We start from the raw sequence: 22,089 nt of genomic DNA on the forward strand, positions 1-22,089 counted from the left end.
TAGTCACACCTCCGTGACAAACCCTGAGCCTCAACAAAGTCAGTGTGTTTGACTATTCACAACCCTTTCTACTTCCGCTTTTTTTAGCAGCAGCAATCAGCGAATGCCTAAGGGCCTGCGCGATTTGGTCGCGCGTGGGCGCCCTTCCGCCCCTAGCAGCAGAATCAGACAAAGCATCAGAAGTTTGAGCAAGAAGTTCGGCTTATGCACCGTCTAGAACACCGGCTTAGCTCCTAACGGCAATTCTCGGCACGGGGACAGCTTCATGAGCCAGCAGATGTTGCACGAAGGTTCCTGCCAAAATCACCGAGACGCTTTTGAAACGAAACAGCACGGCTCGCCGATTGGTGAGCGCCGATCTGCGGATGTGGAGATGGCGCGCGTGCTTCACACCAAACCGGTCAGCATGGCTTTGGATCCCTCCGGCAGCGCGATCGCACATTGGAAACACGATCCATTGCACGACGTCGTTGAGCCTATGAGCCACCATGTCATCATGGCCTACAATGGATCTATGCAGCGCATGGAGCGGCGAACAGGCCGATCGGTCGCGAGAGGAACATTTCGACGCGGCGTTTTGATTATCATTCCAGAAGGATCAACCTCACGATGGGATATTCCAAGACCTGTTGATGTCATCCAGCTCTACCTTCCGCACACCGTTCTCAAGCGCGTCGCTGATGAAGCCGCAACGGCCAAGCCGATCGATCTTCTGGAGCGAACGGCGCATCCCGACCCGATCACATCCCGACTGCTGTTGAGTGCGGCGGATGTCCTGGAGAGCAATGACACCTTGGATACGCTGTTCAGACATCAGTTGATAGAACTCCTGACCACCCGCATTTTGGCTGCACATACAGGCACACCAACGACGATCCACCCGGCAATAGGGGGCTTTCTCCGAAAGTCTTGGCAGGCGCACTTGAGCGATTACGCTCGGATAGCGACGCGGACGTCTCGCTCGCTGCCCTGGCTTCGGATGCTGGTCTGTCACGATTCCATTTCTGCCGTGCTTTCAAGGAAAGCACCGGGCTTTCGCCACATGGTTGGCTGCGCCAGCACCGGCTCGAGCAGGCTATGAATATGCTGCGCGACACCGACGAGGCAGTTGTCTCGATCGCAGCCGACCTGGGCTATTCCTCTCAGACCGCCTTCGCTGCGGCGTTCAGAAAGCAAACTGGCGAAACGCCGAGCGACTGGCGACGGCGCGTGCGCTAACGCCCCTCTCCCCAGCTACCAACTCTGCAACTGTCCGTGGCAACGTTGCATCGCGCAGAGAATCTGCTCGCAACGATTTTCGGCTTTCAGGAGGACCTCGCGAAGCTCTAAGCAGGCGGGGCAAGCTGAGAGCGAATTGCGCGCGGCTCTTGCAGGATTCGGCTCGTCGTTCTCCGACACATCGCGGCTTGACGGTCGGAGCACCGCTCCGCGCGCCTAAAAGGCGTGAAGTCTGTGCCGTAGCTAAACGCCGAGACTGGCGGGCCGGCAACGCACCAGCAATTCCTCTACAGGTACGGCAATCGCTCTGGCGCGCCCGCAGATTGGGGCGGGTAGCTTTTCACTATGCCCACTTTACGACAGCGGGAGACAACAATGATCTGGAAGACTCCAGCCCCATTAGGAAGGACGTGGCGGCGCAGTGCAGTCACTTCCGCAGTTCTGTACGGACTTTCACTTTCTATTCGCTTCACTTCAGCAGCGGGTGAAGAGATCGAAGTGCCAGTGCAGACCGTCGAACGATCTCATGGAATTCTTTCCATTATGAATGACGGCGAACACGCCTCCGAGACGAATTGGTCGGGGCGAACCGCTGTGCCGCTCGCTTTCCATCGCGGCTCGCCGAAAATCACGGCAGGTGCGACACCGAATTCGTCGTCGAACTGCTTTCCACCCTAGAAAGCGTCGACGCTCCAAATCTTCGCGCGCTTTTCGATCTAAGCTCGCCCGCCAATGATGAGCGGCGGCAACGACCCGGTATTCAGAACCAACCACAGGAGATCATATCATGCGTCTCGTCATCATCGGCGCTGGCTTCGCCGGCATGTATGCTGCACTTTCCGCCGCCCGCCTACGCGACATCCAGGGCGCATCGCCCGAGGAGCTCGAGATCGCGCTGGTCGCACCAGAGCCGACCTTAGTCATTCGCCCTCGACTCTATGAACAAAGGCCTGAAACTCTGACAGCGCCGCTGCTGGACGTCCTCAAGGCTATCGATGTCGTCTACGTGCAAGGTAGTGCCGAGACAGTCGACACCAAATCCCGCATGGTGCAGCTCGCGACCACCGAAGGGACGCGAAAGTCGATCTCTTATGATCAGCTTGTGGTGGCAACTGGTAGCCGGCTGTTCAGGCCAAACATTCCGGGGCTTGCTGAGCACGGCTTTTCGGTGGACCAACTCGAAGACGCGGTCACCCTCGACAAGCATCTGCACAGTCTGGCCGACCGACCGGCAACGAACGGGCGCGACACCGTTGTGGTAGCAGGCGGGGGTTTTACCGGCATTGAGGCCGCAACCGAAATGCCGGCGCGGCTTCGCGAAATTCTGGGCAAGGATGCCAAGCCGCGCATCATCATCGTGGATCGCAATCCTGCAATCGCGCCCGATATGGGTGAAGGCTCCCGCCCGGTTATCGAGCGGGCACTTCGTAAGCTAGGCATCGAGACCCGGCTCGGCTCTGGCGTTGCCTCGCTCGATGGATCCGGCGTTACGCTCTCGAATGGCGAGCACATTGAAGCTGAGACGGTTATCTGGGCGGCCGGCATTCGCGCAGCGCCTCTCACTGCGCAGATTTCTGCTGAACGCGACAGCCTCGGCCGGTTGCTGGTCGATCGCAATCTCCGCGTACCTGGAATCGACGGAGTCTTTGCAACTGGCGATGCCGCTCGCGCCGCCTGCGACGACGCTGGTAACTATGCACTGATGTCTTGCCAGCACGCCACACGCATGGGTGCTTTCGCCGGCAACAATGCCGCGGCCGAACTCCTTGGCGTTCGCCCCAAACCGTATCACCAGGAGGGTTACGTCACCTGCTTGGACCTTGGCGAGGCCGGCGCGCTGTTCACGAGCGGCTGGGAACGCAAGGTCAAGATGACAGGCGATATCGCGAAGAAAACTAAGCAGGAGATCAACACCGTATGGATCTATCCGCCAAAGCCGGAACGTATCGTGGCTTTAGCTTCCGCCGATCCTGAGCGCGTCACCGACGTGAGCGGCTTTTGAGCCGGTACGGGCCGCGCTCTCAAGCCCAAGAGCGCGGCTCGCCGATTGTCGGGTCATTTCAATGTGGTGAATACAAAGCGACCGCGCGCAAGCCTTCTCCAAGCCGATCCGTTTTCCGATCGGCCTCGGGGTAGCGGGTGAACTTGTAGTGGTTCTGTGAAACCGCACGGGTTCGCTTGGAAGTGCAAGCGGCGAAAGGTCGTCAATGAAATATCGGAGGAGCGAACGGAATGAATCCGAGGAACAAGAGGATTGTAGGGCTTGGGCTGTGCCTTGGCGCCGTCGCCCTCGTGGCCGGCGGCTGGGCATATGCTCGTTCAAACGAGACGTTCACCGATAACGCCTACATTCGTGGTGAGTTGACTTCGCTTGCACCCAAGATCGCGGGCTACGTCACTGCCGTGGAGGTTCGGGATAATCAGACCGTTCGCGCAGGCGACGTTCTGTTCCGCATCGACGACCGGGACTACCGCGCTCGGCTTGCGCAGGCGGATGCCAATGTCGATGCGGCCCAGGCCCGCCTCGCCAATGTCGATGCGGAGATGCAGCTGCAGCACGCGCTGATCCGCCAAGCCGAAGCGCAAAAGCTTGCAAGCGTGGCCGAGATGAACCTTGCTCGCAAAGCTTCGGATCGCCGTCGAGAGTTGATCCGCACCAGCGCCGTCAGCCAAGCCCAAGTCGATGAGAGTGATGCGGCTCTATTGAGAGCCGAGGCTGGAGTGGCGGCTACTTCGGCGACGGTAGAAGCCCAGCGACAGCGCATCGCTGTTCTCGCAAGTCAGCGCGGAGCTGCCGTTGCTGCTGTGGCGCAGGCACAGGCCGCACGCGATCTCGCCCAGATTGATCTCGACCACACAGTGGTTCATGCGCCAATTAATGGCGTTATCGGCAACCGTCAGGTCCGCGTCGGCCGGCTTGTCGCACCTGGAACGTCACTGCTCGATATAGTACCGGTGGACAACGTCTGGGTAGTAGCGAACTTCAAGGAAAGCCAGATCGAACACATACGCCCTGGCCAGCATGCTCTGATCACTGTGGATGGCTACCCAGACCAGGTGATCAATGGCGTGGTGGATAGCTTTGCGCCCGGCAGCGGATCTGCGTTCACCCTGCTGCCTACCGACAATGCAACAGGCAACTTCATCCGGGTTGTGCAACGGGTTCCGGTGAAAATCCGCTTGGTCAGGAACCCGTTGCCCGGCCGGGTCGTGCCTGGCCTCTCCGCGCGCGTCGAAATCGATCGAGGGAGCGGCACGTGACCGGGATTTCCTATGCCGGATCAGGCGGCACCAAGCATGCAGGCAGCCTGTTTGTCGCGGGAATCGTGCTCTCTGCGCTGACAGAGGCGATTGCAAGCACCGCGCTTTCTCTCGCACGTAACGATATCATTGGCGATATTTACGCAACGCCGGATGAGTTTGCGTGGCTCGACATCGGGTATACCGCTTCGAAACTGGTTGGCTTCATGGCGGCCGCCTGGCTCATGACTCACATCAATCCGCGCACCCTGATCATTGCATCGACGCTGATTATGGGTGCGGCCTGCGGCATTGCCGCCGTCACATATCAATTGCACCTACTGATCGCACTGCGCATTATCCAAGGCCTTTCCGGCGGAATCTTACTTGTCGCCGGCCAGTCCGTCATCTTTCTCGTTTACCCTCATTCCTGCCAACCGATCCTGCAGGCGGTTTTTGCAATGGGATCCGTTGTTGCTCCTGCGACCATAGCGCCAGCGCTCCACGGATGGTTGATCGATAGCCAGTCCTGGGTCTGGATCTTCTTCAGCGTCGTTCCGGTGACCCTCGCCGCGGTTGGACTTCTGCTGAGCGGGGACACACCGAAACGCTTTCTCGCTACTCGCCTTCCGTTCGATTGGACCGGATCCGCGCTAGTGACGGTTACATTCTTCTGCCTGACCTATGTTCTTAATCAAGGCAGCCGATGGCGCTGGTTTGAAGAGCCGCGCATAGTTTGGATCACCCTGATCGGCGCAGCCGCTTTGCTGACGTTGCTTGGTCAACAGGCGCTGGCGAGACGCCGAGGTCTGTTCGACTTCACCTTGTTTCGGTCGAGCGATTTCGCCTTTGCCTTCATTGTCAGTTTCGTCGCTGGCGCGGCCCTGTTCGGAAGCGCTTTTCTAATCCCCTCATTCGCCGTCTCCGTCCTGGCGTTCACGGCCACCGATGCGGGACAGCTATTGCTTCCAAGCGGAGTGTTTTTCGTCGCCGCGCTACTCGTAGCCGCATTCCTCATGCATGCTTGCGGCGCGCCACCAATCAGCACCGTGCCCTTTGGCATCCTGATGATCATGGCGGCGATGTGGATGCTGTCCGGCTCAACCAGCGAAAGCGGTCCCGGGGACATGATGGCCGCCATGCTCTTGCGGGGCTTTGGACTCGGCTTTCTCTTCCTATCGATCACGTTGATCGCCTTCAGTGAGCTTAGTGATCAAAACCGTACAGCCGGCATTGGCCTCTTCAATGCTGGACGCCAGTTCGGCGGACTGCTGGGAGTTGCCGGGCTACAGACTATGATCGACTACAATGCCGCCGCCAACGCGACCGTGCTTGGGGCCAGTGTAACTGCCGGTACTCCTGCGGTCGGAGAGCGGCTCGGGGCGATGAGTGCCATTCTCGCGACAAAAGGATTGGACAGTGTGGCTGCCGGCCGGGCTGCGATGGGTCTGCTCGGCCGGACCCTCACTGGTCAGTCCACCGTGCTTGCGTTCGATACCGCGTTTGCTGCAATCGCGCTGCTGTTCGTCGTCGCCGCGCCGGTGCTGGTCTCGATCAAGGTCGCTTTCGCCCTGCATGCAAAGAGGCGCGCCGCTCCGCTATCCCAGACTGGGGCGCTCTGCACAAGTCTCGCGATGAAGCCTCCTCGAGAAATCAACACCGTAGAGAGATCCGAGCTACATGAAGACATAGTCCTCTCGGTCAGCCAAGTTCTCGCTCGCGCCTGCGACGCGCCCGTCGATCTGGATGGAATTCTGGATCGGGCTGGACTGTCGAAGGCAGAGGTCCTTCGGGCGTTTCGAAGTAGCGACAATCTCATTGTCGCGATCGCCGAACACAAGGCGACCTTGATATCGCAACCGTTGGTCACGAGAGCGCGACCAAGCACCATAGAGGACGCACGCGAGACCCTCAACGAGTTCGGACGGGTTGCCTGGAAGGAGTACTCGACCACCCTCGTCGGATTCATTCGAATGTTGATGACCGAAGGTGCAAGCAATCCTGCCCTCAAGCGGCGGGTGCATGACGCGGGTCAGCTAGCAGTCGTCATCGAGCTGCGGAAGTTTCTCTCAACAGCGAGCGAACGTGGGATATTCTCGGTAACGGATGCTCAGCTGTACGCGGAGCAGTTGCTGGGAATGCTGAGGGAGCCACTTTACCAAACACTCATGCTGAGCCCTGCACCACGGCAGGAGAGAGCAGCAGCTGACCGCGTGGCAGCTAGCATCGAAAGCTTCATTGATGGCTGCTCTAGCTCAAGGAACATCATCCGATGAGTGGGGGTAACGACATTGGCTGGCCGAGGTGGTCTTGGCTGAGACGCCTGAGGGATAGGCCTTCCAGTGAGACTCTCCTGGGCGACGTCCCGCCAGACCTGGTCAGAAACATCGACGAGAATGGATCTTTGGTGACCGTCGATGCCGCCGATTGGCTCGTTTGTTTCGTGCCCGGCCTTACACGGCAGTGGTGGCATCGCTTCGTCCACCCCAGACACAAACACGTGTTCGCGATGCGTCCGACGGGCACGGGGAGCTGGCTCCTTGTGGAGCCGTGGTGGACGCGGATGATGGTAACGATCCTGCCCCCAGCCGATGCGGTGCGATTTCTGCGCTGGGGTGCGACTGGCGATATCCTCCGGGTACGTGAAGCGGTACCAGGCACAGCGAGCCAAATTCGTGGTTGGTCCAACTGCGCGGTTCTGTCGGCGTTCCTGCTTGGGCGCTCGAGCTCGGTATGGACGCCGCACGGCCTTTATCGGCAACTGCTTCGGGAACAATCAACCTGCCATGTGGACGTGCACGAACTTCTAGTAGATCAATTCACCAAGGTTGTCAGCCAATACTCGTCGAACGCACTGTGCGTCGGTGCCGATCAGCTCTCGTTGCCGCTACCGGAATTGCTTGTCATCATTGGACGCAATCTTCTTGAGACGATGATGACTCCGCCGTTACTGGAAGTCTGCTACACGGCCATTCTTGAAGCGGATCGCTTCCCGGCTGCCACTCGGGCCTACGTCCAACATGGTCCGAAGCGGGCCATTGCGGTCTTGACCAAAATTCTGGAAAGATCGAGACAGAATGGAGAACTCGGCCTTGCGGATTGTGAGGCCGGCGCCCGCCAATTTGTAGCGATGCTTCACGGCAACATCCATCTGGAAGCCATTCTTCAGCTCCGCGACATACCAACTCTTTCCGAGATCGATCTGCGGGCCCGGGCCGCGGTGGCCACCTTTCTCGACGGCGTCGCGCCTCTCAAGCTGAAGCCAATCCCGCGAACGACATCAACGGACGCCCTCCTGGAGATGTGGCTGTGTTTCATCGAGGAAGCTAACTCAGGACAGTGAAACGTCGGCTTCGGGTCAACACACGAAGAACTCAGGTTGAGCAAATGTGGTCGGTTGTTACGCTATGAGTGGACCTCCGCCAGACAGGCGCAACTTCGCTGATGGGCTGCCATTAGCCGATGTTGCCTTGCCTTCACTCATCTAGAGTCTTGGGGGAGAGTATTCCGCCTGAAACGCATCTAGGTCACAACATGATGCCTTGGACGTCACATCCAGAAGATCGCGCTGAGTGCACCGCGTCACTCACCCCTGGAGCGCAGCGCAGCTTGTTCGGGAACATTGGTTTATGGCAGCCGCTCCACCTGCGGCCTTTGAGCGACCTCGAGAGATGCCCGCTTTGCGCCGCTGTTGGCGGTTGATCGAACATCCGGCGGCCGGCTGCTAATGAGTACACAGCATAGATGGCTCGATAACCACCTGCACCTCGCTATCCTTCTACCGAACTATCTTCGCCACAAGATTTGGGTCGAAACCTTCGGATTCGAGGGCTGTAACCGAGCTTTCGTAGGCTTTAGACAAGCTTTGGCCAGCGGCGATCGCATCATAGAATCCCTTGGCGAATACTAACGATTCGTCATCATCGATTTCATCAACCATCGCGATCACGAGAGGCGCAAAAGCCGTATTGATACCTTGCATTGCGCTACACGCATTTATCACGACGCATTTCAGTCCTTCTTGTCCCGCGAGCATCTTTCCAAAAGCGTCGAACGCCAGATTGTGAACACCACCTTCACCCAGCAATTCCAATCCTTCCGCGTCGGCGTGACCAGCGAAATGAATGACGTCGTAACTGTTTGAGAGAAGCTCTACGCGCAGACTATCGACCGTTGCTGCAGTTAAGGTCTCCACGTGAATTCGGTCGCGCGCTGTACCAAGCCTAATCCTCTCCCGGATAGTGCTGATTTCCTTATCTAGGCGGATAGCTTGATTATTCTCTCCCCGAGGATTGGCCGTCACAACCAGAATTCTGGTGTCGAGAATTTGGGTGAGTTTACCGAGAGCAGGCTGTTCGTTTTCGAGCGATCGTTGAACGGCCGGGTCTGCCTTTAGCCAAGCTTCCTTAAGTACGTCAAGAACATGGGCCGTGATAGGGTGCGCGACTGTCCCGCTCAGCTGCTTCTCCCGACCCAGCTCAACTGCCAGCGCAAGCAATTTATCGGCGGTCTCTTTGTGATGCTCCTCCAATGCATGAGCTAATCGAAACGCAAGCTGAGTCAGCGCCGAGTTCATGTCTCCCCGGTCATAAGGCAGGTGCTTGGCTAGAGTGGGCACACGACCAACACTCTCCAGGACGATTTCAGCAGTCTTGCGGCCCGCAGCATCGAATTGATCTGCGTCCAAAATCCGGGAAACGCTAATTGGCATTTCCTTCGCCATACGACCGACCGTTGCCGGCGGCACAGTCGGACAGACGCACACTTGAGCTCCGCAGGCAATGCAAAGACCCGGGTATCGGGACAGAAACTCTAATTCGTAATCGAACGCTTCTCCCCGCTCCGAACATTGGAGTGCATACTCGTTAGCCAGCCCCATAAGATAGGAGAAGACGTCAGCGGCCTCTCCATAAAAGTAATGAGGATATCGGTCGAAAACACGAACTGCCTCGGCCAACTCACCCAGTTCTTCCAAGAGGGCTATAGTGCTGAACCCACCCGCGGTGTTCAGAGAGCGTGGATAGATCGCATCGAACATCTGCTGCCATTCGTTCAAACTGGCCGGTCGGGTCTCCCAATTCTCCTCAGTTAGTTTGCGAACTTCTTCATGCGACAAAACTCCTTCCGTACCCCGGACCAACTTACATTGGTTCTCGACGTGCGGGGATTTCCGGCAGTAAGGGCAGACCCGCGGATATTTCGTAAAAAGCAAACCCTCGACACTTTCCACGCCCATTTTGGCCAGCAGAGGAAAGTACCAACCGAGCGCCTTACAGAGTGCTCCTGGAAAGTCTACCCGATCCCGCTTCTTCTTCCGGTCTAGGAGGGTCAGCATTCCGCAGACTTCAACGAAATGGAGCAAGGTCGCTTCGCGGCTTCGCCCTAAATTTGCATCATGGTAGATGAAAGATGTCATGCGGTAGATGTCGTCCAGCCGCAGCCTTAAATCCGCCCTCCTCAACTCCGATGTCCCGTGCACTTCACATCTCCATCGAATAATATAAATGGAGATTTCTAACTAGCGCGCGCGAGAGTTGCAATCTTACTATGGTTGGACTGCTCAATGGATGCGGCTTGACCTACGCATTGTCCAGTCTGCTATTTCAGCGTGGCGTCCGTGAGCCTACTTCTGCAACTCCCCGCTTCTCGTCGGGGGGCTCTGATCGTCCTGCCACCGGATAGTGCCGGACCTCGCCAAGTGCTTGCTGATCATACTCGAAGCAGAGCGACATCACCGGCCAAAACTCATCAAATGAGTTATTTCCTAGACAATCCCTTGAACGAGCTGGCGCGGAGCAGGCCTTCGGAGGTGATGTCGCGGTATTCGATATCGGCGTAAAACTTCGGCTCGACCCAGGTAGCCATCGGCTTCTTGATTGGCTTGGTGAGCTTCTGCTTTGGGCTAACGACCGTATCGAGGGCGTCTCTGATTTTGCGTGATGTGGTTCGGCTCCAGCCAGTCCCGACCTTGCCCATGTAGACCAGGTCTTTCCCGTCATTCTTGCCGAGGTAGAGAGCGGCAACCCCTGTTGGATCCTTGATGAACCCGACCACGGGGAATTTCCCTTTTTGGACTACTTTGATTTTCTGCCAGGCTTCGACGCGCTCTGAACGGTAGGGAGCATCAACGCGCTTGGAAACGATGCCCTCATAGTTGAGCTTGCTCGCGGCTTCGAACAGCGCCTGCCCGTCACCTTCATGGTGCTCGCTGTAGAAGATGGGCTTCTTGAGCTTGTTGCTTTCAATCAGGTCCTTCAGCAGCTCCTTGCGGGCAAGCTGCGAGAGATTCCGCAGATCCTGACCATCCAGCCACAGGAGGTCGAAGGCGAAGAACAACAAGCGGTCTTGGTCGCCTCTGCCCAAGTCTGCCTGCAGCTCAGAGAAATTGGTGCGGCTCTCATGGATGACCACCACCTCACCATCAACGATGGCCTGCCCTTCAATGTCGAAGGCGCCGGCAATGACAGAGAACTTCTGCGTCCAGTCGAGACCGTTGCGGGTGAATACCTTCCGGTCGTCGCCATCTATATGGAGCTGGATGCGATAGCCGTCGTACTTGACCTCATGAATCCATTGAGCCCCAGAAGGTGCCTTCATCTTTAGGGTAGCAAGCTGGGCAGCAATAAACCCCGGCAACGAGACGCGCGGCTTTTTCGCCGGTGCCTTGGTACGCTTCGCCATAAACGCAACTCACAAAAAGCCCGCGGTCGAGGGGGCCAACGGCGGGCAGTCTACCTACCTTACTCACGACTTTCCAACCTGGGAAAGGAAGCGGCGTTCCGATAGCGTACTCACATACAACCGCAAAAGCTTTTCTCGGTTGTATTTTCAACGTCAATGAGAACGGCCGCCGAACGGCCAGGGAACGCGATGTGATAAAGCGTTCCTCGTGGCGAACACCTTTCAATACTGCGGCCGCTTCAAGAGCTCCGGAAGGCGCGAAATAGCCTTCGCAATTCGCCTCGCCTCCTCCCGTGAGAGAAAGTCGTTGGCGTACTGGTAGCTGCGCTGGTGCAGGTCCTCGCGGTGCGGGACGGCGCAAATGAAAGATCCGCTGGCGTCGAAGACGCGGAAGCCGTCCCTGTCCTCCTTCATGACCCAAGGAGCCGGGAAGCGCCGGAGATTGTCCATCAGGCCCTGCGGCGCGCTGGTGTGCCCTTCAGAGGTTTACCGGACGCGTAGGTGGGTCCCTTAGCCTTCTCCTCGCCTGCCAGGCGGTCACGGTCGGTGCATAGCCTTTCGACCTTCGCCTGCATCCTAGTCAGGAGCGCCTCGGCGGATGCGGTGGAGATAGCACGTTGGAGCTGGAGGATTTCTTTACGCTGCCGGCCAATCTGCGAGCGCTGTGCTCGATCTCCGAGCGCAGGAATTCGAGTGTGGGCATGGTCCAACCTGGGATTTTGCCCAATAGAACAAAGCAAGAACCGAGAGTCAATGGATGCGCAGAGCAAGCTCAAACGTTGTTCTACTTAGTTAACTGGGAGATTCTTCAAAACAGCCACCGCGCGAGTCCGCGCCGGGGGTTCAGCCGGGGGTCAACCCCGCCATATCCGGAATTGACCAATATTTTCAACATCGCGTGGCGGAGAGAGTGGGATTCGAACCCACGGTACGGTTTCCCGCACACACGCTTTCCAAGCGTGCGCCTTAAGCCACTCGGCCATCTCTCCGGAGCGCCCTCTCTTGAAGGGGCGCCGACGATTTTGCAAGGGATCGCGAGGAAAACCGACGAAATTTCCGCAAGCCATTGTATTTACATGATAATATTCGGCGCCGCGGATGCTCTGATCGGCCTTTAGGCTGAACCCATGACGGGTTTGCCGCGACGATTCAGGTGAGGATGCCGAGCACGACCGGGGGAGCCATGACCATCCGCAAGACCATTGTCGCTCTTGGCCTGATTTCGGCCCTTGGCTCCACCCTCGCGGCGTCCGCCGCGGCCCAGGTCTGCACGCGTCAGGGCGTCGACGTCAGCTGCGACGACGGCCGGCGCGGGATGTTGTCGGGCAATGCCATCATCTGGCCGGACGGGACGCGCTCGAGCTCGGCGCCGCATCCCACGGTGATCATCGGCAACAAGAGCTCGGTGCATGTCGGCACCGGCGTGTTCGTCGGCCAGGGCAAGGGCATGGTGCCGATGGACGATCCCAACGCGCCGAACAAGCGGCAGTGCGCGATTCTGGAGGGGGTCTCGTATTGCCATTGAGGGTGCGCTTTTCCTTCTCTCCTTGTGGGAGAAGGTGGCGCGAAGCGCCGGATGAGGGGTATCTCTCCCCTCGCAGCATCGTGCATGAGGACAGATACCCCTCACCCGGCTCGCCGCTGGCGCGGCGAGCCACCCTCTCCCACAAGGAGAGAGGGTGAAATCGCGCAAGCTTAAATCAACCGCACGCCTGAGATCGCCGACTTCAGCCAGCGCAGCGCTTGCGGCGGTTGCGTGGCCAGCGGGGCAACGGCGGCCTTTTCGGTCCTGCACTTCTCGAGCGCGGCAACGAAGTCCGCCGACCATTGCTGGATGGTGTGGCCGCGCAGCTTCTTCATCATCGCGTCCCAGCGCATCTTGCGCTCGGTGAGCGGCATTGCGGCTGCGACCGCGATCGCGCGCGCCATACCGTCGATGTCGTGCGGATTGACGAGCAAGGCAGTGTCGAGCTCGTTGGCTGCGCCGGCGAACTTCGACAGCACCAGCACGCCGGGATCGGCCGGGTTCTGGGCTGCGACATATTCCTTGGCGACGAGGTTCATGCCGTCATGCAGCGGCGTCACCACGCCGACCTGCGCAGTCCGGTAGAGGCCCGCGAGCACGGCCTGGCTGAAGCCCTTGTTCAAATAGCGGATCGGCGTCCAGTCGACCTCGCCGTGGCGGCCGTTGACGTCGGTAACGAGGCGCGCGACCTCGTTCTGGAGATTGCCGTAGGCCTCGATCGCACCGCGCGAGGGATTGGCGATCTGGAGCAGCGAGATGCTGCGCGCAAATTGCGGCTGCTCGGTCCAGAGCCGGTCGAACGCGCTGATGCGGTTGACGAGGCCTTTCGAATAGTCGAGGCGGTCGACGCCGATCGCGAGCCGCTCGCCGTTGAGGCTGCGCCGCAGCCGCGACACGTCCGGATGCGAGGCCGACTTGGCGGCATAAGCCGCGAACTTCTCAGCGTCGATGCCGATCGGAAACACTTCACAGCGCGTGCGGCCATGCTGCGAGACCGCAACGCCGTCCTCGACGGCAAGGCCGAGCTCGCCGCCGACATAGCCAAGGAAATTCTGGCGATCCTCCTCGGTCTGGAAGCCGAGCAGATCGTAGGCCAGCATCGCCGTGATCAGTTCGCGATGGTTGGGAACGCCTTGCATCACCGCGGCGACGGGCCAGGGCGTATGCAGGAAGAAGCCGATCGGGTCGTCGACGCCGAGGTCGCGCAGCTCGGCGCCGAGCGCGAGGAAATGATAGTCCTGCACCCAGAACGCGGTTTTTGTTTTTCGGAAGCGCATCAGCGCGCGCGCCATGAAGGCGTTGACCTCGCGATAGCTGACATAATCTTCGCGCGAAACGCGAATGAGGTCGCTGCGCGAATGCAGCGCCGGCCACAGCGCCGAATTGGCAAAGCCCTCGTAATAGCCGCCGTAATGCGCCGCCGGCAGATCCAGGGTCGCGATGGCGCCTGCGCCGAGCGCTTCGATCTCGGCGAACGGTTCCTTCTGATGGCCGTCCCGTACCCGGCCCGAAGACCCCACCCAGATCGCACCCGAATGTTCCACAACCGGCAGCAGCGCCGCCGCGAGGCCGCCCGTCATGGGCTCGTTAGGCTTGCCGCGGGCGACGCGATTTGAAACGACGACTAAGTTCACAGGTCGTCCCCTCCTGTTTCATTCCACCCCGTTTAACTGCCGTTCATCAATATGGTTCCTGATCATCGTTTCAACCAATTGAAACCAAAATCGGGCGGGCGCGTTGGAACTGGTTTCGCTTGCGGAACCCCGACAATTTTCGTTGCGACGATACCTCGTGCGATCGGGTTGCGTAACAGGTATTGCGTCGCGTAGCGACGCCGATCCGCTTCTCATTCTACCTGCGACAGGGCGCTGCCTTGGTTTCACCTTGGATCGAGCAGGTGCGCGAGGAAGGCACGCACGTCGCTCGGCGTGTCGAAATGGCCGTTCACGCCCATGGCGCGGCGCCCGACCGAGAAGGCAAGCCCGTTCATGTCGGGCATGATCGCGAAGACGGTTTCATCGGTGACGTCGTCGCCGATGAAGATCGGACGCCGTCCCTTGAACGGCTCCCGCTTCATCAATTCGCGCACGCCGGTCGCCTTGGTGAATCCGGAATGCTTGATCTCGCACACGAACTTGCCGGGGAGCACCTCGATTGGCGCGTTGGGCAGATCGGCGCGGATCACCGAGACGGCTTCGTAGATCGCCTTCTCCGCATGCGGCGCGAGGCGGTAATGCAGAGCGAGCGAATAGCCCTTGTCCTCGAGCAGAATGCCCGGGCTGAGCTTGGCGATGGCCGCGAGCCGCCGCTTCAGCTCCTTGTCCAGCGGCGGCGCATGCACGGCATCGGCCTCATTGTCCACCGACAGCCGCATCTCGGCGCCGTGGCCGGCGACGGCACGAAACACCTCGGGCGCGAAGATCAGGTCGATGTCGTTGAGCGAGCGGCCGCTGACCAGCGCCAGCGCACCGGACGTGCGCTCGGTCAACCGGTTCAGCGTCTCCGACAGACCCGGCGGCACCCACACCTCACGCGGCGTCGGCATCAGGTCGAGCAGGGTCCCGTCGATGTCGAGCAGAATTGCGGTCTCGTCGAGATGCGGCACCAGCGCATGCGGCACCGGCACCGTTTCGGGCGCCTCATCGTCGAATATTGTGGGCTGCTGGTCCATCGCCATTTCTGCAAGTTCCGATTTCATCAGTCTACTCCATAAAGGCGAGCGGCCGCGCGATTTGTTCGAGCGATTTGCGCTCCGCCGAGACGGCATAGCGCCACGCCACGATCGCGGCCGCGAGCATCAGGACTGCCCCCAGCAGATAGCCGGCGAACACGCTGGTGCGTGATCCCGTGTCGATCAGCGCACCGAACAGCGCCGGCCCGATCACGCCGCCGATGCCGGTGCCGACGGCGTAGAACACCGCGATCGCCAGCGCGCGAACTTCGAGCGGAAAGGTCTCGCTGACGGTGAGATAGGCCGCGCTAGCGGCCGGCGAGGCAAAGAAGAAGATCACCATCCAGGCGACGGTCTGTCCCTGCGCACTGAGCGCGCCGATGGAGAACAGATAGCCCGACAGCGCCAGCAGCAGGCCCGACATGCCATAGGTGAACATGATCATGGTGCGGCGTCCCAGCGTATCGAACAGCCGGCCGAGCAGCAGGGGCCCGAGGAAATTGCCGGCGGCGAAGGGCAGCAGGTACCAGCCGACGTGATCGGCCCTGATGCCGTAGAAATCGGTCAGCACCAGCGCGAAGGTAAAGAAGATGGCATTGTAGAAGAACGCCTGCGCGCTCATCAGCACGAGGCCGACCACCGCGCGCTGGCGATACGTTGAGAACAGCGTGTGCACGACCTCGCGGATCGGCGTGTGATCGCGCATCTTCAGCCGGATCTTGGGGAAGCGCGCCTCGCTGATATCCTGATCGTGCCCGATCACCGAGCGTTCGATCTCGTCGACGATCGCATGAGCCTGGTCGGGACGGCCATGGATCATCAGCCAGCGCGGACTTTCCGGAATCCACATGCGCATCAGCAGCACGACGAGACCGACGGCGGCACCGATCAGATAAGCGAGCCGCCAGCCGAAATCGGGCGCGATCACGGCGGGATCGAGCAGCACGATGGCCGCCACCGCGCCCATCGCGGCGCCGATCCAGAAACTGCCGTTGATGACGAGATCGGTCCAGCCGCGATAGCGCGCCGGCACCAGTTCCTGGATGGTCGAGTTGATCGCGGTATATTCGCCGCCGATGCCGGCACCGGTGAGGAACCGGAACAATGCGTAGCTCGCCACGTCCCATGACAGAGCGGTCGCGGCCGTGGCCGAAAGGTAGAGCGCCAGCGTGATGAAGAACAGCTTCTTGCGGCCGATGCGGTCGGTGAGCCAGCCGAAGCCGAGCGCGCCGAGCACGGCGCCGGCGAGATAGGCCGAATTGGCGATGCCGAGATCGAGGTTGGAGAATTGCAGCGACGGACTCTGTTTCAGTGCGCCGGACAGCGCGCCGGCCAATGTCACCTCGAGCCCGTCAAGGATCCAGGTGATGCCGAGCGCGAGCACGACGCGGGTGTGAAAGCCGCTCCAGGGCAGCGCGTCGAGCCGCGCCGGAATACTGGTCTCGACGATGCGGTCGGTGACGGCCGCCGACACCGTCGGTGCGTAGTTCAGCGCTGGGCTTTGCTGCAATTCCATCAGGCTGTTGCGCTCGATCAATGGCTGCGGCCCCGGTCAGGATGTGAACGGGGTTGGTCCGATCGTCGGGGTGCGGCATTCCGCCTGCCCCTGCGACAACGCCTGCGGCGAGGTCGGGTTCCCGCAGGAACGGCTCCGGGGTCCGCTCGTTTCCGAAGCAGCCGCAGGGAGTTGACGCATGGCTCATGTCAGAAAGAGGACACATTCTCGAAACAGCGGCCCACGCAAGTCCGGCGGCCGGAAGACGAGCACGCGGCGCAGCACGATTGCGCGCAAGAGCACCAAACGCGCGGCGCCGAAGCGCTGGTCGCAACGTGTGACGAAAGAGAGCGACGCGCTCGACCTCAAGCAGGGCGTGTTCAAGCTGACCAGCCCGAAGAAGATCGCGATCTCGTTGAAGCAATCGGCCGAGCACAGCTCACGACGCAAGACCGGCGCCTATCGTTCGGCGCTGTCGATGCTGACCTTCTACATCAACCGCGCCGGCAAGACCTTGCCGAAGACACAGCGCTCGCGTCTGGAGAAGGCAAAGGTCGAGCTGAAGCGGGCATTCGGGAGGGAGTGAGATCAGGAGGGTGGGTTAGGCGAAGCCGTAACCCACCACTCAACGCTCGATGCGCGATTCGAGGTGATGGATTACGCTTCGCTCATCCACCCTACGCGTTCCTTTCGCAGCTTACGCCGCGCGGATATTGGCCATGAAGCGATCGAGCTCGGCGCGCAGGCGGGTGCTTTCGGACGACAGCGTCTTGGCCGAGTGCAGCACCTCCTCCGAGGCCGAGCCGGTCTCGGCCGCGCCGCGGTTGACCTGGCCGATATCGGTGGCCGCGGTCTGGGTGCCCTGCGCCACGGTCTGGACGCTGCGCGCGATCTCCTGCGTCGCCGCGCCCTGCTGCTCGACCGCGCTGGCGATCGACGTCGAGATCGACGAGATCTGGCCGATGGTCGCCCCGATCTCCTTGATCGCGGCAACCGATTCGGCGGTAGCGCCCTGCATGCCCGCGATGTGCGAGGAGATCTCGTCGGTCGCCTTCGCGGTCTGGCTCGCCAGCGACTTCACCTCGCTGGCGACCACGGCAAAGCCGCGTCCGGCCTCGCCGGCGCGCGCCGCCTCGATGGTGGCATTGAGCGCCAGAAGGTTGGTCTGCTCGGCGATCGCCGTGATCAGCTTGACCACTTCGCCGATCTGCTGGGCCGCATGCGAGAGTTTTCCGATGCGCCCGTCGGTCTCCTTGGCCTGGACCACGGCGGCCTCGGCGATGCGGCTGGAATCGCGGACCTGGCGGCCGATCTCCTCGACCGAGGCGGACAGCTCCTCGGTCGCGGTGGCGACCGACTGCATGTTGGAGGAGGCCTGCTCGGAGACGCCGGCGACCTGGCTCGACAGGCTCTGGGTGGTCTCGGCGGTGCGGGTCAGGGTGGAGGCCGCCGATTCCAGCTGCACGGCGGAGGCCGAGACGTTGGAGACGATGGCGCCGACCGCGCTCTCGAAATCGTCGGCGAAGCGGATCAGCTCGGCGCGGCGGCTTGCGGCCTGCTCCCGGTTCTGGACCTCGCTGGCGGCAGCATCGCGCTCGGCCTTGGCCACGGCCTGAACCTTGAACTCCTCGACCGCGCCGGCCATCTCGCCGATCTCATCCTTGCGGCCGAGGCCCGGCAGCACGACGTCGAAATTGCCCGAGGCGAGCTCCCGCATCGCCTTGCACATCGCGATCATCGGACGCGAGATGCCGTTGCCGAGCATCAGGGCGAGCACGGCTCCGATGGCGAGGCCGCCGAGCGCCAACATCATCATCAGCCGCTCGGTATCCACGATCGTCGCATTGGCGCTCGCTTCGATGCGCTGCTGATCCGCAGTCAGCTCCGACCGCAGCTCGTCCGAGAGCTTGAGGATGGTCGCCGCGGTCTTGGTCATCTCGCCGTTCAGCTTGACGATGATCTTCACGTTCTCCGACAGCTTCGTGAACGAGCTGCGGTACTGCTTCAGCAGATTGCCGATCTCGGTCACGCGGTCGGTGATCTTCTGGTCGTTGGCATAGATCGAGACCAGCAGGGTCTCCAGAAATTTGACGCGGGCGATCACGCCATCGGCGGTCTTCGGCTCCGGCTTGGCGACGAAGGCGCTGACCGAGGTGGAGACCGCCAGATATTGCGAGGTGATGTCCTTGGCCGTGGTCTGGACCGATGCCAGCCCTGCCAGCGCGGCAGTATCGGCGAGATCGTCGAACTTGAACCGGATCTTGTTGCCGACGCTGTTGAGCTCTTCGGAAGCGATCTTGTTGTTGTCACGCGTCAGCGTGATGATCTCTCCGAACACCTTCGTGAAGCGCTGGAACTCGGCCTCGAGCTTGCCGACCTGCTCGCGGCGCGCGGCGCCGGTCGTGGCGGCGACCGACTTGGCGATGGCGCCCTTCAGATTTTCTTCGGCGGCCTTGGCTGCGGTCTCGTCGTCCGCCGCCCCCGTCAGGGTGTAGGCCCGTGCCAATCCTTGATAGGCGATCAGTTCGCGATCGACCGTCCGCGCGAGGTCGGCTTCCGAGACGCTGGTGCGATAGGAGGCCACGGCACCGGCAATCCGCTCGAAGCCGAAATAGGCGAAGGCCATGCTGACGGCGAGGATGGCCAGCACCGCCACGAAGCCGAGGATGATTTTTGCGCGAAACCGCAGAGTTGGCAGCTTCGATTGGTTCGACTTGGACTTGACCGACATTTCCCCCACCCCATTCCATTCGCGGAAAACCAGGCGCAGCCTGAGAGCAGCCCGCTCTCCGACTCGCCCGCACGGTAATTGGCAAAGGATAAGCTGTGGTAAACTTGTGGCGCCGCAACTGGCGGTTAGTCCCGTAAGGGAGTTGTTAAGGTGTGCTTTCCGGCGCCATGACATTTCCGGCACCATGACAATTGAGGACCGCGCCGATATCCCGCTAGCGTCCCGGACGTCGCGCAGTGAGATCAGGGGGTGGGTTAGGCGAAGCCGTAACCCACCGCTCGACGCTCGATGCGCGATGCGAGGTGGTGGATTACGCTTCGCTCATCCACCCTACGCCTTCTGCGCGTTCCTTTCGCAGCTTACGCCGCGCGGATATTGGCCATGAAGCGATCGAGCTCGGCGCGCAGGCGGGTGCTTTCGGACGACAGCGTCTTGGCCGAGTGCAGCACCTCCTCCGAGGCCGAGCCGGTCTCGGCGGCGCCACGGTTGACCTGGCCGATGTCGGTGGCCGCGGTCTGGGTGCCCTGCGCCACGGTCTGGACGCTGCGCGCGATCTCCTGCGTCGCCGCGCCCTGCTGCTCGACCGCGCTGGCGATCGATGTCGAGATCGACGAGATCTGGCCGATGGTCGCCCCGATCTCCTTGATCGCGGCAACCGATTCGGCGGTGGCGCCCTGCATGCCCGCGATGTGCGAGGAGATCTCGTCGGTCGCCTTCGCGGTCTGGCTCGCCAGCGACTTCACCTCGCTGGCGACCACGGCAAAGCCGCGTCCGGCCTCGCCGGCGCGCGCCGCCTCGATGGTGGCATTGAGCGCCAGAAGGTTGGTCTGCTCGGCGATCGCCGTGATCAGCTTGACCACTTCGCCGATCTGCTGGGCCGCATGCGAGAGTTTTCCGATGCGCCCGTCGGTCTCCTTGGCCTGGACCACGGCGGCCTCCGCGATGCGGCTGGAATCGCGGACCTGGCGGCCGATCTCCTCGACCGAGGCGGACAGCTCCTCGGTCGCGGTGGCGACCGACTGCATGTTGGAGGAGGCCTGCTCGGAGACGCCGGCGACCTGGCTCGACAGGCTCTGGGTGGTCTCGGCGGTGCGGGTCAGGGTGGAGGCCGCCGATTCCAGCTGCACGGCGGAGGCCGAGACGTTGGAGACGATGGCGCCGACCGCGCTCTCGAAATCGTCGGCGAAGCGGATCAGCTCGGCGCGGCGGCTTGCGGCCTGCTCCCGGTTCTGGACCTCGCTGGCGGCAGCGTCGCGCTCGGCCTTGGCCACGGCTTGAACCTTGAACTCCTCGACCGCACCGGCCATCTCGCCGATCTCATCCTTGCGGCCGAGGCCCGGCAGCACGACGTCGAAATTGCCCGAGGCGAGCTCCCGCATCGCCTTGCACATCGCGATCATCGGACGCGAGATGCCGGTACCGAGCACGAAGGCGAGAAGCGCGCCGAGCAGTGTGCCGCCGACGGCAAGGATCAGAACCAGCCGCTCGGTCCGCCCGATGGTCGCTTCCGACTCCGAGTCCAACCGTTGCTGTTCGGCGACGAGGTCCGCCTTCATGGCGCTGGCGCCTTGCAGGATCGCACCGGCCGAGCCGCTCATCTCCGTGACGAGCTCGTCGACCAGCTTGGCTTTCGCAATCAGCTTTTCCAGCGCGTCGCGATAGGCGGCGAGAAGCGCCTTGGCCTCCTTCAGGCCGGCGACGACCTTGTCATCCATGGAATAGACTGCGCCGAGCGAGTTCTCGACGAATTTCAGCCGCGCCATCGCACTCGCCCCGACGGCCTGGTCCGAATTGAGGATGAAGTTGCTCGCGGCTGCACTCGCGGTCTGGAATTGGGCGTTGACCTGCTTGGTGCCGAATTCGATCGCCTGCGCCTCGGAGTCGGAGGCGTTGTTGCCGATGTCGTCGAGCTTGTATTTCAGCAGGTTGGCGTTGCGCTGAAGCTGATTCTGGACCAGGAGCGCGCTGTCACGCTTGGCCTGCAGGATCTTGGCGAAGGTCGCCGAGAAGTTGGAGAATTCCTTCGCGAGCTTGTTGAGGCTTTCCAGCCGCGCCGGCTGCTTGGCGTTCTTGATTGCCTGATCGATCGCATTCTTCAGGCTGGCCTCGGCGTCCAGCGCCGCCTTGGCGTCGTCCTCCTTGCCGGTCACCACGAAATAACGGGCCGCCGAACGATAGCCGAGCAGCTCGCGATCGATATTGCGGGCGAGATCGGCCTCCGAGACGCTGCTGCGGTAGGATCCTACGCCTTCAGAAACGCGCTCGAAGCCGAAATAGGCGAAGCCGAGGCTCACCGCGGAGATGGCGAGCACGACCGCAAAGCCCAGGATGATCTTGGCGCGGAACCTGAGCGTGGGAAATAGCGCGCGCTTTGACGGCGAATTGATACGCCCGGACATTCCCACCCCCAGATCGGCTCTTGCAAAATGCAGCACGGCCGGGAGCAGCCCCGCCCGACCCGCGATGAAAATTAGGGCAGAATCGTCAAGGGGCGGTAAATTCCCGCCCGAACGCCACAGGTCGCGCAA

General features: G+C 61.1%; 14 protein-coding genes, 1 tRNA gene and 2 pseudogenes. 9 read left to right on the forward strand and 8 right to left on the reverse strand.

Annotated elements, in window-relative coordinates; all coding sequences use genetic code 11:
* The first annotated feature begins 265 nt into the window (after nucleotides 1-265).
* From ACETMP_RS21085 to ACETMP_RS21115, 7 genes and pseudogenes are all read left to right on the forward strand, one after another.
* Nucleotides 266-1,218: pseudogene (locus ACETMP_RS21085) on the forward strand (helix-turn-helix transcriptional regulator).
* Between the two features lie 375 nt (nucleotides 1,219-1,593).
* Nucleotides 1,594-1,896: a hypothetical protein gene (locus ACETMP_RS21090; RefSeq protein WP_375157693.1), complete on the forward strand. Its 303-nt coding sequence runs from the start codon at nucleotides 1,594-1,596 to the stop codon at nucleotides 1,894-1,896.
* A gap of 109 nt (nucleotides 1,897-2,005) precedes the next feature.
* A complete protein-coding gene (locus ACETMP_RS21095; RefSeq protein WP_375157694.1) occupies nucleotides 2,006-3,220 on the forward strand; it encodes an NAD(P)/FAD-dependent oxidoreductase in 1,215 nt (404 codons plus the stop codon).
* Between the two features lie 230 nt (nucleotides 3,221-3,450).
* On the forward strand, nucleotides 3,451-4,479 hold the full coding sequence (locus tag ACETMP_RS21100) for an HlyD family secretion protein (RefSeq protein ID WP_375157695.1): 1,029 nt from the start codon (nucleotides 3,451-3,453) through the stop codon (nucleotides 4,477-4,479).
* Nucleotides 4,476-6,050, forward strand: a pseudogene (locus tag ACETMP_RS21105) (MFS transporter); the annotation flags it as partial. The gene ACETMP_RS21100 and the pseudogene ACETMP_RS21105, both read left to right, overlap by 4 nt.
* 42 nt (nucleotides 6,051-6,092) lie before the next feature.
* Nucleotides 6,093-6,734 (forward strand): TetR/AcrR family transcriptional regulator C-terminal domain-containing protein, encoded by a 642-nt coding sequence (locus ACETMP_RS21110; RefSeq protein WP_375161949.1) that lies wholly within the window; start codon nucleotides 6,093-6,095, stop codon nucleotides 6,732-6,734.
* 131 nt (nucleotides 6,735-6,865) lie between these two features.
* On the forward strand, nucleotides 6,866-7,801 hold the full coding sequence (locus tag ACETMP_RS21115; protein WP_375157696.1) for a TetR/AcrR family transcriptional regulator C-terminal domain-containing protein: 936 nt from the start codon (nucleotides 6,866-6,868) through the stop codon (nucleotides 7,799-7,801).
* A gap of 435 nt (nucleotides 7,802-8,236) precedes the next feature.
* Here ACETMP_RS21115 and ACETMP_RS21120 read toward each other — a convergent pair whose 3' ends face one another.
* The 3 genes from ACETMP_RS21120 to ACETMP_RS21130 form a co-directional block, all read right to left on the reverse strand.
* Nucleotides 8,237-9,874, reverse strand: a complete 1,638-nt coding sequence (locus ACETMP_RS21120) for a CHAT domain-containing protein (RefSeq protein WP_375157697.1) — start codon at nucleotides 9,872-9,874, stop codon at nucleotides 8,237-8,239.
* 341 nt (nucleotides 9,875-10,215) lie between these two features.
* Nucleotides 10,216-11,139, reverse strand: a complete 924-nt coding sequence (gene ligD, locus ACETMP_RS21125; protein ID WP_375157698.1) for a non-homologous end-joining DNA ligase — start codon at nucleotides 11,137-11,139, stop codon at nucleotides 10,216-10,218.
* A gap of 899 nt (nucleotides 11,140-12,038) precedes the next feature.
* Nucleotides 12,039-12,128 (reverse strand) — tRNA-Ser (locus ACETMP_RS21130).
* A 194-nt stretch (nucleotides 12,129-12,322) separates the two neighbouring features.
* On the opposite strand from ACETMP_RS21130, the gene ACETMP_RS21135 reads away from it, so the two are divergent.
* Nucleotides 12,323-12,664 (forward strand): hypothetical protein, encoded by a 342-nt coding sequence (locus tag ACETMP_RS21135; protein WP_375157699.1) that lies wholly within the window; start codon nucleotides 12,323-12,325, stop codon nucleotides 12,662-12,664.
* Between the two features lie 170 nt (nucleotides 12,665-12,834).
* Here the strand turns inward: ACETMP_RS21135 and ACETMP_RS21140 are convergent, their stop codons facing one another.
* The 3 genes from ACETMP_RS21140 to ACETMP_RS21150 form a co-directional block, all read right to left on the reverse strand.
* Nucleotides 12,835-14,298: a trehalose-6-phosphate synthase gene (locus ACETMP_RS21140; protein ID WP_375157700.1), complete on the reverse strand. Its 1,464-nt coding sequence runs from the start codon at nucleotides 14,296-14,298 to the stop codon at nucleotides 12,835-12,837.
* A 245-nt stretch (nucleotides 14,299-14,543) separates the two neighbouring features.
* Entirely contained in the window at nucleotides 14,544-15,362 is an 819-nt protein-coding gene (otsB, locus tag ACETMP_RS21145; protein ID WP_375157701.1) for a trehalose-phosphatase, read from the reverse strand.
* A 4-nt stretch (nucleotides 15,363-15,366) separates the two neighbouring features.
* Entirely contained in the window at nucleotides 15,367-16,851 is a 1,485-nt protein-coding gene (locus tag ACETMP_RS21150) for an MFS transporter (protein ID WP_375161950.1), read from the reverse strand.
* A 178-nt stretch (nucleotides 16,852-17,029) separates the two neighbouring features.
* Between ACETMP_RS21150 and ACETMP_RS21155 the strand changes: the two genes are divergently transcribed.
* Entirely contained in the window at nucleotides 17,030-17,416 is a 387-nt protein-coding gene (locus tag ACETMP_RS21155) for a DUF3175 domain-containing protein (RefSeq protein ID WP_375157702.1), read from the forward strand.
* Nucleotides 17,417-17,527: 111 nt separating this feature from the next.
* On the opposite strand, the gene ACETMP_RS21160 is transcribed toward ACETMP_RS21155, so the two are convergent.
* Together ACETMP_RS21160 and ACETMP_RS21165 are read right to left on the reverse strand one after the other, a co-directional pair.
* The gene (locus ACETMP_RS21160; RefSeq protein ID WP_375157703.1) at nucleotides 17,528-19,561 is read right to left on the reverse strand and encodes a methyl-accepting chemotaxis protein; all 2,034 of its coding nucleotides are present in this window, start codon (nucleotides 19,559-19,561) and stop codon (nucleotides 17,528-17,530) included.
* Nucleotides 19,562-19,920: 359 nt separating this feature from the next.
* Nucleotides 19,921-21,960: a methyl-accepting chemotaxis protein gene (locus ACETMP_RS21165; RefSeq protein ID WP_375157704.1), complete on the reverse strand. Its 2,040-nt coding sequence runs from the start codon at nucleotides 21,958-21,960 to the stop codon at nucleotides 19,921-19,923.
* Between the last annotated feature and the right edge of the window lie 129 nt (nucleotides 21,961-22,089).

It is taken from the genome of Bradyrhizobium dasycarpum, assembly GCF_042019905.1.
Taxonomy (GTDB): domain Bacteria; phylum Pseudomonadota; class Alphaproteobacteria; order Rhizobiales; family Xanthobacteraceae; genus Bradyrhizobium; species Bradyrhizobium japonicum_B.